At 71.6% G+C, this 12,531-nt stretch carries 9 protein-coding genes; 7 read left to right on the forward strand and 2 right to left on the reverse strand.

What is annotated here, in order from left to right:
• The first annotated feature begins 78 nt into the window (after nucleotides 1–78).
• Nucleotides 79–2,724, forward strand: coding sequence for an ATP-binding protein (locus ACY0MJ_RS07460; protein ID WP_462637717.1), 2,646 nt, complete (start codon nucleotides 79–81; stop codon nucleotides 2,722–2,724).
• A 6-nt stretch (nucleotides 2,725–2,730) separates the two neighbouring features.
• Here the strand turns inward: ACY0MJ_RS07460 and ACY0MJ_RS07465 are convergent, their stop codons facing one another.
• Nucleotides 2,731–4,401, reverse strand: coding sequence for an ATP-binding protein (locus ACY0MJ_RS07465; protein WP_462637718.1), 1,671 nt, complete (start codon nucleotides 4,399–4,401; stop codon nucleotides 2,731–2,733).
• A gap of 245 nt (nucleotides 4,402–4,646) precedes the next feature.
• Here ACY0MJ_RS07465 and ACY0MJ_RS07470 point away from each other — a divergent pair, with 245 nt between their 5' ends.
• From ACY0MJ_RS07470 to ACY0MJ_RS07485, 4 genes are read left to right on the forward strand one after another with little or no spacing between them, the layout of a single operon-like run.
• The gene (locus ACY0MJ_RS07470; protein ID WP_462637719.1) at nucleotides 4,647–5,051 is read left to right on the forward strand and encodes a hemerythrin domain-containing protein; all 405 of its coding nucleotides are present in this window, start codon (nucleotides 4,647–4,649) and stop codon (nucleotides 5,049–5,051) included.
• A 28-nt stretch (nucleotides 5,052–5,079) separates the two neighbouring features.
• Entirely contained in the window at nucleotides 5,080–6,681 is a 1,602-nt protein-coding gene (locus ACY0MJ_RS07475; RefSeq protein ID WP_462637720.1) for a cytochrome c3 family protein, read from the forward strand.
• Nucleotides 6,681–7,529 (forward strand): hypothetical protein, encoded by an 849-nt coding sequence (locus tag ACY0MJ_RS07480; protein WP_462637721.1) that lies wholly within the window; start codon nucleotides 6,681–6,683, stop codon nucleotides 7,527–7,529. The genes ACY0MJ_RS07475 and ACY0MJ_RS07480 overlap by 1 nt, the downstream gene beginning before the upstream one ends.
• On the forward strand, nucleotides 7,526–8,065 hold the full coding sequence (locus ACY0MJ_RS07485; protein WP_462637722.1) for a hypothetical protein: 540 nt from the start codon (nucleotides 7,526–7,528) through the stop codon (nucleotides 8,063–8,065). The genes ACY0MJ_RS07480 and ACY0MJ_RS07485 overlap by 4 nt, the downstream gene beginning before the upstream one ends.
• Here ACY0MJ_RS07485 and ACY0MJ_RS07490 read toward each other — a convergent pair.
• The gene (locus ACY0MJ_RS07490) at nucleotides 8,047–9,594 is read right to left on the reverse strand and encodes a methyl-accepting chemotaxis protein (RefSeq protein WP_462637723.1); all 1,548 of its coding nucleotides are present in this window, start codon (nucleotides 9,592–9,594) and stop codon (nucleotides 8,047–8,049) included. The two genes, ACY0MJ_RS07485 and ACY0MJ_RS07490, sit on opposite strands and share 19 nt — an antisense overlap.
• A 103-nt stretch (nucleotides 9,595–9,697) precedes the next feature.
• Between ACY0MJ_RS07490 and fumC the strand changes: the two genes are divergently transcribed.
• Together fumC and ACY0MJ_RS07500 are read left to right on the forward strand one after the other, a co-directional pair.
• The gene (fumC, locus tag ACY0MJ_RS07495; RefSeq protein WP_462637724.1) at nucleotides 9,698–11,077 is read left to right on the forward strand and encodes a class II fumarate hydratase; all 1,380 of its coding nucleotides are present in this window, start codon (nucleotides 9,698–9,700) and stop codon (nucleotides 11,075–11,077) included.
• A gap of 412 nt (nucleotides 11,078–11,489) precedes the next feature.
• Nucleotides 11,490–12,530, forward strand: coding sequence for an ABC transporter substrate-binding protein (locus tag ACY0MJ_RS07500; RefSeq protein ID WP_462637725.1), 1,041 nt, complete (start codon nucleotides 11,490–11,492; stop codon nucleotides 12,528–12,530).
• The last annotated feature ends 1 nt before the right edge of the window (nucleotide 12,531 follow it).

Raw genomic sequence — 12,531 nt, forward strand, 5'->3', positions numbered from 1 at the left:
TCGGACAGCAGCGCTTCTTGGCGCTTCCGGGCGCCGACACGCCCCACGCACGCGGGCCTGCATGCTAATTTCAGCCGGATGAGCGCAGCGCCCCGCCTGGATCCGGACATCTTCCTGGGCGAAGGGGAGATGGCGCGCCTCATGCGCGAGCACGACTGGGCGTCCACGCCGCTCGGCCCGCCGGAACACTGGCCGCAGACGCTCAAGGTCGCGCTGCGCATCCTGCTCACGTCCAAGTTCGACATGTGGCTGGGCTGGGGTCCGGACGTCCTGTTCTTCTACAACGACGCCTACCGGCCCACCCTGGGCGTGAAGCATCCGCGCTCGCTGGGCATGCCCACGCGCGCGCTCTGGCCGGAGATCTGGGACGCGATCGAGGGCCGCATCCGCACCGTGTACGAACGCGGCGAGGCCACCTGGGACGAGGCGCTGCTGCTGGTGCTGGAGCGCTCCGGCTACCCCGAGGAGACCTACCACACCTTCTCGTACAGCCCGCTGATCGGCGACTCCGGCGCCGTGGAGGGGCTGTTCTGCGCCGTGACGGAGGACACGGTGCGCGTGATCAGCGAGCGCCGGCTGGCCGCCTTGCGCGAGCTCGCCCGCGGGCTGGCGTCGGCGGACACGCGCTCCGCCGTGCTGGCCGCGGCCGCGTCCGCCCTGGGCCAGGCCACGCGCGACCTGACCTTCTCGCTGCTGTACCTGTTCGACGCGCAGGGCGTGCCGCGGCTGGCCGCCAGCGCCGGCATCGCGGCCGGCGACCCGCTGGCCCCCGAGGCGCTCACCGCCGACGCGCCGTGGAACGCGCGCCGCGTGCTCGCCGGCGAGCCGAGCTTCACCGTGCCGCTGCACGATGCCGCGGACGTGCCGCTGGGCCCCTGGGACCGGCCGGCGCGCGAGGCCGTGGTCGTGCCGCTGCCGCGCCAGGGCGCCGGCGCGCCGCCCGGTTTCCTCGCCTGCGGCGTCAATCCCTACCGGCGGCTGGACGCCGACTACCTCTCCTTCGTGCACCTGCTCGCCGGGCAGGTGGCGGCGAGCCTCGCCAACGCCGAGGACCTGGAAGCGCGCATGGCCGAACGCGACCGGCTGCGCGCCATGTTCCTGCAGGCGCCCAGCTTCATCGCCATGCTGCGCGGCCCGCAGCACGTCTTCGAACTGGCCAACGACAGCTACCGCAGGCTGGTGAACGACCGCGCGCTGGAAGGCAAGACCGTCCGCGAGGCCCTGCCGGAGGTCGCGGACCAGGGCTTCGTCGAACTGCTCGACGAGGTGTTCGCCCGCCGCACGCCCTATGTCGGCAAGGGCGTGCGGGTGCAGCTGCAGTTCGCGCCCGGCGAGCCGCTGCAGGACCGCTACCTGGATTTCGTCTACCAGCCGATCCTGGACCACGCCGGGCAGCCGGCCGGCGTGTTCGTCGAAGGCCACGACGTCACGGAGAAGTTCGAGGCCGAACAGGAACTCAAGCGGCTCAACGCCAGCCTGGAGGCGCGGGTCGAGGAGCGCACGCGCGACCTCGAGTCGGCGCTGCAGCGGCTGCGCGCCGAATCGCAGGAGCGCGAAGCCGCGCAGGAGGCGCTGCGGCACGCGCAGAAGATGGAGGCGGTGGGCCAGCTCACCGGCGGCATCGCGCACGACTTCAACAACCTGCTGCAGGCCATCACGGGCTCGCTGGAGGTGCTCAAGCTCAAGCTGCGGCTGAACCGCCTGGACGACACCGAGCGCTTCATCAACGCGGCGCTCGGCTCGGCGCACCGGGCGGCCGGCCTCACCCACCGGCTGCTGGCGTTCTCGCGCCGGCAGCCGCTCGCGCCCAAGCCGGTGCAGGCGAACCAGCTGCTCGCCCCGATGGCGGAGCTCCTGCGGCGCAGCATGGGCGAGAACATCCGCATCGAGATCGTGCCGGCCGAAGGGCTGTGGACGACCTCCTGCGATCCCGGACAGCTGGAGAGCGTGATCCTCAACCTGTGCATCAACGCGCGCGACGCGATGCCGCACGGCGGCACGCTGACGATCGCGACGGCGAACACCACGCTCGACGCGTCGTTCGCGGCGCGCGAGGACCTGCGGCCGGGCGACTACGTGCGCATCCGCGTGTCGGACACCGGCGAGGGCATGCCGCCCGACGTGCTGGCGCGCGCCTTCGAACCCTTCTTCACCACCAAGCCGATCGGCCAGGGCACGGGGCTGGGGCTGTCGATGATCTACGGCTTCGCGCGGCAGTCCTCCGGCCACGTGCAGCTGGAAAGCGAGGCCGGGCGCGGCACGACCGCGACGCTGTACCTGCCGCGCCATTTCGGCGAGGCGGCCGAAACCGGGCCGCCGGCGCCGCTGGCGCCGGAGCCGGCCGGCCAGCGGCCCGAGGTGGTGCTGGTGGTCGAGGACGAGGAGATCGTGCGCGGCCTCGTCGTCGACGTGCTCAAGGGGCTCGGCTACCAGACGCTGCAGGCGCAGGACGGGCCCGAGGCGCTGGGCATCCTGCAGTCGCCCGCGCGCATCGACCTGCTGGTGAGCGACGTCGGCCTGCCGGGGCTCAACGGGCGCCAGGTGTACGACGCCGCGCAGGGCGACCGGCCCGGGCTGAAGGTGCTGTTCATGACCGGCTATGCGGAGAACGCGGCGCTGTCGCGCGGCTTCCAGCAGCCCGGCATGGAGCTGATCACCAAGCCCTTCGCGATGGAGCAGCTCGCCCGGCGCGTGCAGCGCATCCTGGGCCACGAGGACGCATAGCCTCGCTCACTGCGCCGGGAAGCACAGGTGCACGGCCGTGCCGGCGCCCGGCTGGCTGTCGATGGTGAGGTCGCCGCCCAGCTGCTGCATGAAGCCGTAGACCTGCGCCAGGCCCAGGCCGGTGCCTTCCTCGCCCTTGGTCGTGAAGAAGGGCTCGGCCGCATGGCGGCGCACCTCGTCGTCCATGCCGCGCCCGTTGTCCTGCACGGTCACGCAGGCGAAGTCCTGGCGGCGCCGGCGCGGCCCCGGCGCCGGGCGCGTGACGGTGCGCGTGCGGACGGTGACCTCGCCGGGGCCTTCGATGGCGTGGCGCGCGTTCACGACGAGGTTGATCAGCGCCGTCTCCAACTGCCCGCGGTCCACCTTGCACGCGGGCAGCCCCGCCTCGAATTCGGTGCGCACGCGGACGCGCTCGCCGGCCGCCTGGCGCAGCAGCGGCAGCGCGCCGGTGACGGCTTCGTTGAGGTCGATGGCCACCGCCTCCAGCTCGCGCTTGCGGCTGAAGGACAGCAGCTGGCGCGCCATGCCCGTCCCGTTGTCCACGGCGCGCTGCATGCGCTCCAGCGCCGCCGCGGGGACGCCGTCCTGCGGGCCGGTGCGGCGCAGCACCTCCAGGTTGGTCGCCACGATGCCCAGCACGTTGGCGAAGTCGTGCGCGATGGTGCTCGCGAGCAGCCCCATGGCCTCGATCTTCTCCGACTGCTGCAGGCGCTCGCGCGTGCGCTGCTGCTGCACGCGCATGCGCATGGCCTGGCGCACGCCGGCCACCAGCGCGGCGAGCACCGCCAGCAGGACCGCCGCGGCGACGGCCACCAGCTTCTGCCAGCCGGCGAGGCGCCCGGTCATGTCGACCACCTGCGTGACGACCAGCGGCTCGCCCGGCACCTGCGCGAAGCCCACGACGCGCTGGTACCCGAGCGGCGGTCCGGCTGCCTGGTACACGCCCCAGGAAGCCCGGCCCAGGTGCACGCGGAACAGGGCGTCGCCGGCGTAGTTCATCCCCACCTCGCCGGAGGCCGGCGGATGCTGCGCGAGCAGGCGGCCGTCGGCATGGAACAGCGCGATGCGGTCGTCCTTGCCGAGGCCGACCTTGCGGTACAGGGTGGAGAAGTACTCCAGCTGGATCGCGGCGACGGCGACGCCCTGGAATTTCGCGCCCTCGCCGATGCGGCGCGTCGCGGCGACGAACCAGCCGGTGCCCGAGCGGCTCTCGAGCGGACCCGACAACGCATGGTCCATCCCGGACGGCGCGTCGACGTACTGCCGGAAATACGGGCGGTCGGCGAGGCTCACGTCCGGCGTCTTCGGATAGTCCGTGTCGTGCCGGATCCGGCCGTCCGGGCCGATGACGAAGAGGGCGCGCACGTAGGGCATGGCCGGCAGGCGCGCGCGCATGGACTCGCGCAGCTTCGGGTCGTTCCGCGGCGGGCGCTCGCGCTCCACGGCGGCGGCGATCTCCACCAGCGCGTTGTCCACCGCCTGGAAGGTGTTGGCCGTGTGCGCCTGCAGCAGTGCCGTGGTGGCCGCCGCCCGCACCTCGCTGTCGTGGTAGAGGTCCTGCCGCTGCTGCCACAGCAGCACGCCCACCAGGGCGGCCAGGCACAGCCACGCCAGCATGGCCACCGCCATCGGGGCGGTGGCCATGCGCAGGGGTGCGGGCCAGGTCGGAGCAGGCATGGCAGGTGCGGGCCGCGCATTTTGCTGGGGGGCGGAAGCGGCCCGTTGCGGGAAATTCCTATGCTGCCTTGCGCGCGCGGAGCCCGGGTGCGACCGGTGCCGCGCGCCCTGCAACCGTTCGTTCGCCGCAGGCCGCCGGAGGTCGGCCGGCGTCCCGGCGCTGCCGAATTGTTCACACCAAGGGATTAGGGCGTTCCCCCAAGGGCTGGTTACAGTTGGTTTCCACTTTGGGGACGGAGGGCGCCATGGGATTCACGGACAAGTTCCGCCAGCAGCACGAGGAAATCCTCGAGATCGCCGGCGAGATCCAGAAGAAGCTGAAGGCCAAGGCCGATGCGCAGGAACTGCGCACGCTGCTGTCCGGCCTGGCCGGCAAGCTCAACTTCCACCTGGCGATGGAGGACAAGGCCCTCTATCCGCGCGTGATGAAGATGGACGCCGCCGCGCACGGGGTGGCGCAGCGCTTCGTCGCCGAGATGGGCGGGCTGGCGGACCAGTTCGCCGCCTTCAACAACAAGTGGCAGGTGTCCGCCATCCGCAAGGATGCGGACGGGTTCGCGAGCGAGGCGCACAAGATCTTCAACGCGCTGGGCAAGCGGGTCGCCCGCGAGAACGCCGAGCTCTATCCGCTGGCCGACAAGGCCGCCTGACACGCGCGCGCCGCGCGCGCCTGCCGCCGTGAAGACTTCGCCTGCCGCCAACGACAAGCAAGCCAGCTCCGGCCCGCGGCGCGGGCTCGCCTGCCTGTGCGGCGGCGTCAGCTTCGCCGAGCTGGAGGAGGCGATCGCCGAGGATCACGCGGCCACGGTCGAATCGCTGGGCGAGGCCCTCGGCTGCGGCGTGCAGTGCGGCAGCTGCCTGCCCGCGCTGCGCGAGGCGCTCGGCCAGGTGGCCTGGTTCCCGGCGAACGCGTCGGCCCGCGCGATCACGCGTTCGGGCGACCGCGGGGGCCAGCAGCGCCTGATCTACCGCGTGGACATCGCGCTGGAAGGCGCCGATCCCTATCCCAAGGTCATGCCCGGCCAGCACGTGGTGCTGCGGGCGCACACGGACGAGGGTGCCGTCGAGCGCACCTACACCGTGGTCGCGCAGGACCTGGCGGAACGCCGCCTGACGGTGGCGATCCGGCGCAAGCCCGAGGGCCGGCTCACGCCCTGGCTGCTGCAGGCGGCCGACGGCGGCGGCCCGCGGCGCATCGAGGTGTCGGCGCCCGGCGGGCCCGGCCTGCATGCCTCGGGGGCGAAGTCGGTGGTGTTCTTCGCCGGAGGCGTCGGCATCACGCCGGCCGTGGCCATGCTGAACGCGCTGTCGCCGGCGGCGAAGATGCACCTGGACTACAGCGTCAAGGACGCGGACGACGCCGCCTTCGTGCCGAAGTTCGACGCCCGCCGCGCCGACCGGCCCGGCTTCAGCTACGCGCTGCGCGAGACGGCGCTGAAGGGGCCGATCACCCACCGCGACGTGCGCGAGGTGGAGGCGAAGCACCCCGCCGCGAAGTTCTTCATCTGCGGCCCCGACGGCTATGTCGAGCGCGTGCGGCGCGGCCTGCGCAAGGCCGGCGTCGCGCCGGCGCGCATCCACGTGGAGCTGTTCGCGCTGGCGGCGGCGCGGGCGCCGGCGCGCTCCTTCCGCTTCAAGGCCTACGCCGCCGGCGCGCTGCTGGCGGTCTCGCCGCTGCTGCTGCTGCTGCCGCACGCGGAGGAGCTGCGCCCGCACGGCCATCCCAACGTGGGCCACGCGGAGCTGAAGTGCGTGGCCTGCCACGTGCCGTCGCCCGCGTCGACGCGCCAGGCCCTGCAGGCGAAGGCGAAGCTCGCCCTGGGCCTGCGCCAGACCGGCGCCGTGCTGGGCATGGAGCCGGTGGCGTCCGCCACCTGCATCCGGTGCCACGCCAACCCGGACGACCAGCACGCGGCCAGCCGCTTCCTGGAGCCGCGCTTCGACCAGGCGCGGGCCGACACCGGCGCCCAGCTGTGCGTGAGCTGCCACCGCGAGCACCAGGCGGTGCGCGTGACGGCGCCGGTGTCCACCTACTGCGTCAGCTGCCACCAGGACCTGAAGGTGAAGGACGACAAGGCCTCGCCCAGCCACGACTTCCTGCTGGCCAACCGGCGCTGGGAAACCTGCATGCAGTGCCACGACTACCACGGCAACCACCGCTGGAACACGCCGCTGCGCCTGACCGACGCGGTGACGATCGAGCGCCTGGACCGGTACTTCCAGGGCGGCCCGTCGCCCTACGGCGCGACGGTGGTGAAGGCGAAGAAGGATCCCGCCTGATGAAGCTGAAACCTTCCCTGGTCTCCGCCGTGGCCGGCTTCGTGCTGCTGGCGATCTACCTGTTCGTCTCGGCGCCGCCGGAGCTGCCCGACGGCGCGCGGGCCGGCCAGCGCATCCCGGCCGAAACGGCGCTCGCGATGCTCGATGCGGAGAGCGCCGCCATCCGCGCGATCTACACGCGCGAGATCGTGGGCGAGGGCACGAAGCAGGGCCTGCACTTCCAGGAAGACTGGAAGAAGGAAGGCGTGGCGGCCGGGCCGCTGCCCGCGCTGCTGCTGCGCGAGACGTCCAGCCGCCTGCAGATGCGCGTGCCGGGCCTGGGCCTGTTCCTCGGCTCCGACTTCCCGCTGGTGAAGGAGAACCTGTTCCGCGGCGAGCAGGCCGCGCACTACCGCGAGGTGAAGCGCACGTTGCAGCCGCAGTTCTTCTTCGACGCGGCGCAGGGCCGCACCACCGCCATGTTCCCCGACCGCGCGACCGCGCAGGCCTGCGTGAGCTGCCACAACGAGCACCCGGACTCGCCCAAGAAGGACTGGGTGCTGAACGAACCCATGGGCGCGACCACGTGGTCGTACACGGGCCGGCAGGTGTCGTCGGAGACGCTGCTGCACATGGTGCGGGCGCTGCGCCGCTCCGCCGTCGACGCCTACGGCTCCTACCTGCAGAAGGTGGCGACCTTCCCGGCGGACGCGCGGCCGGTGGTCGGCAAGCGCTGGCCGCGGGAAGGCCGCTACCTGCCGGACGCCGAGAGCTTCCGGCAGGCCGTGGAGGCGCAGAACTCCATCCAGACGCTCAACCAGCTGTTCGCCGCGCTCGACGGCAAGCCGGCGGCGGGGGCCCAGCCATGACCTCCGGCTTCGTCCCACTGGCGCTGCCGCACGCCGAGCGCGTGCGCCTGAAGCCGCGCGACGACCTGCGCGTCGCGTGGTGCGTCCTGGCCGTTGTGCTGCTCATCGAGGGCGTGGCGCGCTTCCAGCCGGACGTGCTGGCGCTCGGTCCCTTCCAGGTACGGACCTGGTTCCGGCAGCTCACGGGCTACACGATGCTGGCGCTGATGGTGGCCGCGATGGCGTTCGGCGCGCTGCGCCGCCTGCCGGCCGTGGCCGCGCGGCAGCGCACCTTTCATGGCCTGCACCAGTTCGGCGGGCTGCTGGTCCTGGTGCTGCTGGCCTCGCACGCGGGGCCGGGCGCCAGCGGCTTCCTGCTCGGCGTCTTCCACACGATGGCGCTGGCCGCCGCGACCGGCGGGCTGCGCGTCGTGCTGGGGCCGCTGATCGGCCGCCACGGGACCAAGGCGCTGCTCGCGGTGCACATCGGCTTGTCCTGCCTGGTGGCCGCGGCCGCGCTCGTGCACCTGTACCTGGTCTACGCGTACACCGCCTGAGGCGGGGGCAGGGCGTCGAGGACCTCGTCCTGGCGGTAGATGCCGCAGCCGACCACGACGTCGCCGACGCGCTCGAAATACACGGATTTCTCTTCCACGCGCCCGCTGCGCGGGTTGCGCATGTGGTAGTCGATCCAGCCGAAGCCCGAGGCCTTGGCCATCTCGATGGTCTGGCGCGAGAACAGGCGGCCGCGCGCATCGCGCGCGTCGCGGTCGTTCTGGCCCACGGTCGACGGGTCGGGCGGGAAGGCGAGGCGCGTGCACTCCAGGTCCAGCACGAACAGGTAGTCCTCGCCGCGGAAGAAGCCGCCCTCGCGGTCCATGAAGTCGCTGCACGCGCGCTGCACGCCGTGCTTGCGCAGGTGCTTCACGCCGGCCTTGACCAGCGCCACGACGCGCGCGCGCTCGCCGTTGCGGTCGGTCTTGAAGCGGCCCACCACTTCCACCAGGCGCGCCGCTTCCGCGCCGAAGGCATCGGCGGACGCGGCGGCTTCCTCCACCAGCGCCGCGTTCTGCTGGGTGGCGGTGTCGACCTGCGCGATGGCGCGGCTGATCTCCTCGACGCCCGCGCTCTGCTCGTGCGAGGCGCGGGCGATCTCGTCGATGAGGCCGGTGACCTCCCGGACGCTGCCCGCGACGCGCGCGACGGTTTCCTGCGCGGCCTCCACGAGCGCGCGGCCGCGCGCCACGCTGGCGCCCGAGGCGCCGACCAGCGCGGCGATCTCCTTCGCCGCGTCGGCGCTGCGCTGCGCCAGGCTGCGCACCTCGCCGGCGACCACCGCGAAGCCGCGACCCTGGTGGCCGGCCCGCGCGGCCTCGATCGCGGCGTTCAGCGCCAGGATGTTGGTCTGGAAGGCGATGCCCTCCACGGTGGACAGGATCTCCGCGACGCGCTTCGCGCTCGCGTCGATCTCCTGCATCGTGGCCGCGGCTTCCTGCATGCGCTGCGCCGCCTCGGCGGCGACCTCGCTGGAGCCGCCGGCCAGGCGGGTCGCGCGGGCGCAGTGCTCGGCGTTCTGGCGCGCGGTGGCGGCCAGCTGCTCGATGCCGGAGGCCGTCTCCTCCAGCGACGCGGCCTGCTCCTGCGTGCGGCTCGCCAGTTGCGTGCTGCCTTCGGCGATGGTGCCGGCGCCGGCCGCGATCGCGTCGGCGCTCGCGCGCACCTGCTTCACGATGCCGGCCAGGCTCTCGTTCATCACCATGATCGAGTCCCACAGGCGCGTCGCGTCGTGGCGGCCGGACTGGCCGGCCGCGCGCAGGTCGCCGGCCAGCAGCTCGCCGCCGGCCATGCGGTCGGTGATGCGGATCAGCCGGTCTATGCCCCAGGACATGAACGCGCACAGCGCGCCCATGGCGTACAGCGCCAGCGCCACCAGCGCCGCCGCGACGGCCAATGTGCCCTCGTCCCGCGGGACGAAGGCGAGCAGAGCGGCAGGCAGCAGGAACAGCAGGCCCACGACCAGGTAGCAGGCACGGAAGCTGAGGCGCCCGAACAGCCAGAAGGCCGGGGCGAGGAGGAATTTCACCATCGACGTCTCCACGGGGCCGGGTCGTGCCGCGGCCTTTGTGGGCGCACTATAGGGCAGGTACGGCCGGGCACACATGGAAAGCCAAAGCTGCTAGGGTGCCCGCATGGCCACCCGTCTCGAAAACGATACCTTCGGTCCGATCGCGGTCCCCGGCGAGCGCCTTTGGGGCGCGCAGACGCAGCGCTCGCTGCAGAACTTCGACATCTCCGGCGAGCGCCAGCCGCGCGAGATCATCCGCGCGCTGGTGCAGGTGAAGCGCTCGTCGGCGGTGGTGAACCACCTGCTGGGCCTGCTGGACCAGCAGAAGGCCGCCGCCATCGTCGCCGCGGCCGACGAGGTGCTGGAGGGCAGGCACGACGAGGAATTCCCGCTCGTGGTGTGGCAGACGGGCTCGGGCACCCAGACCAACATGAACGTCAACGAGGTGCTGGCCAACCGCGCCAGCGAGCTGCTGGGCGGCAGCCGCGGCGAGGGCCGCAAGGTGCACCCCAACGACGACGTCAACAAGAGCCAGTCGTCCAACGACGTCTATCCGACGGCGATGCACCTGGCGGCCGTCGAAGGCATCCGCAACCGCGTGCTGCCGTCGCTGGCGCAGCTGAAGGACACGCTCGCCGCGAAGTCCGAGGCCTTCCGCGACATCGTGAAGATCGGCCGCACGCACCTGCAGGACGCGACGCCTCTGACGCTGGGCCAGGAGTTCTCCGGCTACGTCGCGCAGCTGGAGCAGTGCGACCGCCACCTGCACGCGGCGCTGCCGCACCTGTGCGAACTGGCGCTGGGCGGCACGGCGGTGGGCACGGGCCTCAACGCGCCCAAGGGCTACGCCGACCAGGTCGCGGCGGAGCTCGCGCGCCTGACGGGACTGCCGCTCGTGAGCGCGGCCAACAAGTTCGAGGTGATGGCGGCGGCCGACGCGCTGGTCCACGCGCACGGCGCGCTGAAGACGCTGGCGGCCAGCCTGATGAAGATCGCGAACGACGTGCGCTGGCTCGCGAGCGGGCCGCGCAGCGGCATCGGCGAGATCCGCATCCCCGAGAACGAGCCGGGATCCTCGATCATGCCCGGCAAGGTCAACCCGACGCAGAGCGAGGCACTGACGATGCTGTGCTGCCAGGTGTTCGGCAACGACGTGGCGATCAACTTCGGCGGCGCCTCGGGCAACTTCGAGCTGAACGTCTTCCGGCCCATGATCGCGCACAACTTCATGCAGAGCGTGCGCCTGCTGGCCGACGGCATGCGCAGCTTCAACGACCACTGCGCCGCGGGGATCGAACCGAATCGCGAGCGCATCGCGGAGCTGGTGGATCGTTCGCTGATGCTGGTGACGGCGCTGAACCCGCACATCGGCTACGACAAGGCGGCGGCGATCGCGAAGAAGGCGCACAAGGAGGGGACGAGCTTGCGGGAGGCGGCGGTGGCGTCGGGCTTCCTCACGGGCGAGCAGTTCGATCAGTGGGTGCGGCCGGAGAAGATGGTCTGAGTTTTTGAGTGCGGGGAAGAGGCGGGTGCCTTCGATGGGTGGCCGGGTCATCGGAGAGGTGCCCTCCGACCGGCCCGGGGCGGGGCTGCCCGTCCCTGCGAATGTCCCCCGTCGCTGCCTACGCCTGCGGCTCGGCGGCTACCTCCTCCTTGATTTCGCCGGGACGGGCAGCCCCGCCCCGGGCCTTGACGTGGTGCCTCACTTGCCCCTCACCCCGGTGCGAGGCCGAAGGCACCTCTCGGCAAGTACGGGACCCTCACGAAGGCACCCGAGGGACTCCACAGCGCGTGGTAGGGCTCGGTAGGTCTTTCGAATGATTGTCGACGTTATCGTCTCAACTGTTGACACTTTGAAAACCGGCCTCCAATAATGCGCCGCAGCGGTTCGCCGAAGCCGCGTCAAGGAGACAAGCATGTCAGCCAAGCCCGTCCTCGCCGTCCTGGCGACCGTGGCCGCACTCGCTTCGGGTGTGGCCCATTCCCAAGCTCCTGCACCCTATGACGCGACGCCCCAGCTGGTGGCCGCCGCGCAGAAGGAAGGCAAGGTCGTGTGGTACACGGCCACCGACGTGCAGGTCGCGGAGAAACTGGCCCGTGCCTTCGAGGCCAAGTACCCCGGCATCAAGGTGCAGGTGGAACGCTCCGGCGCCGAGCGCATCTTCCAGCGCATCAACCAGGAATACGGCAGCAAGATCTACAACGCCGACGTCATCGAGACCTCCGACGCGGTGCACTTCATCCACTTCAAGAAGCAGGGCTGGCTGCAGGCCGCCGTGCCCAGCGACGTGGCGAAGTACTGGGGCAAGGACTACAAGGACCCGGACGGCATGTACGCCGCCTACCGCGCGCACCTCTCGGTGATCGCCTACAACACCAAGCTGGTGCCCAAGGACCAAGCGCCCAAGTCGCACGCCGACCTGCTCGACCCGAAGTGGGCCGGCCGCATGGTCAAGGCGCATCCCGGCTACAGCGGCACGATCATGACGGGCACCGACGCGCTGTCGCACACCATCGGCTGGAAGTACTTCGAGCAGCTGGGCAAGCAGAAGATCCTGCAGGTGCAGTCGTCCACCGAGCCGCCCAAGAAGCTGGCCGCCGGCGAGCGCGCCGTCATGGCCGACGGCAACGAGTACAACGTGTTCCGGCTGAAGGAAAGCGGCGTGCCGATCGAGCCGGTGTACGCCCCCGAGGGCACGCCCATCGTGATCGGCAACGCGGCGCTGCTGAAGAACGCCGCCCACCCCAACGCGGGCAAGCTCTTCTACCACTACATGTTCACGCGCGAGGCCCAGCAGCTCAACAGCGACGTCGGCGGCCTGCGCTCCCTGCACCCCGAGGTGAAGGAGAAGGCCGGGCGCGTGCCGCTGTCGCAGATCAAGGTGCTGAATTCCGACCCGTCGCAGCTGGATCCGGAAACGATCAAGAAGAAGTACGAAGAGTATTTCGGGACCTGAT

This window comes from Ramlibacter sp. bp-362, assembly GCF_054956735.1.

Coding starts and splice junctions, on each gene's coding strand:
- ACY0MJ_RS07460 (WP_462637717.1), top strand. CDS start 79: ATGAGCGCAGCGCCCCGCCTGGATCCGGACATCTTCCTGGGCGAAGGG.
- ACY0MJ_RS07465 (WP_462637718.1), bottom strand. CDS start 4,401: ATGCCTGCTCCGACCTGGCCCGCACCCCTGCGCATGGCCACCGCCCCG.
- ACY0MJ_RS07470 (WP_462637719.1), top strand. CDS start 4,647: ATGGGATTCACGGACAAGTTCCGCCAGCAGCACGAGGAAATCCTCGAG.
- ACY0MJ_RS07480 (WP_462637721.1), top strand. CDS start 6,681: ATGAAGCTGAAACCTTCCCTGGTCTCCGCCGTGGCCGGCTTCGTGCTG.
- ACY0MJ_RS07485 (WP_462637722.1), top strand. CDS start 7,526: ATGACCTCCGGCTTCGTCCCACTGGCGCTGCCGCACGCCGAGCGCGTG.
- ACY0MJ_RS07490 (WP_462637723.1), bottom strand. CDS start 9,594: ATGGTGAAATTCCTCCTCGCCCCGGCCTTCTGGCTGTTCGGGCGCCTC.
- fumC (WP_462637724.1), top strand. CDS start 9,698: ATGGCCACCCGTCTCGAAAACGATACCTTCGGTCCGATCGCGGTCCCC.
- ACY0MJ_RS07500 (WP_462637725.1), top strand. CDS start 11,490: ATGTCAGCCAAGCCCGTCCTCGCCGTCCTGGCGACCGTGGCCGCACTC.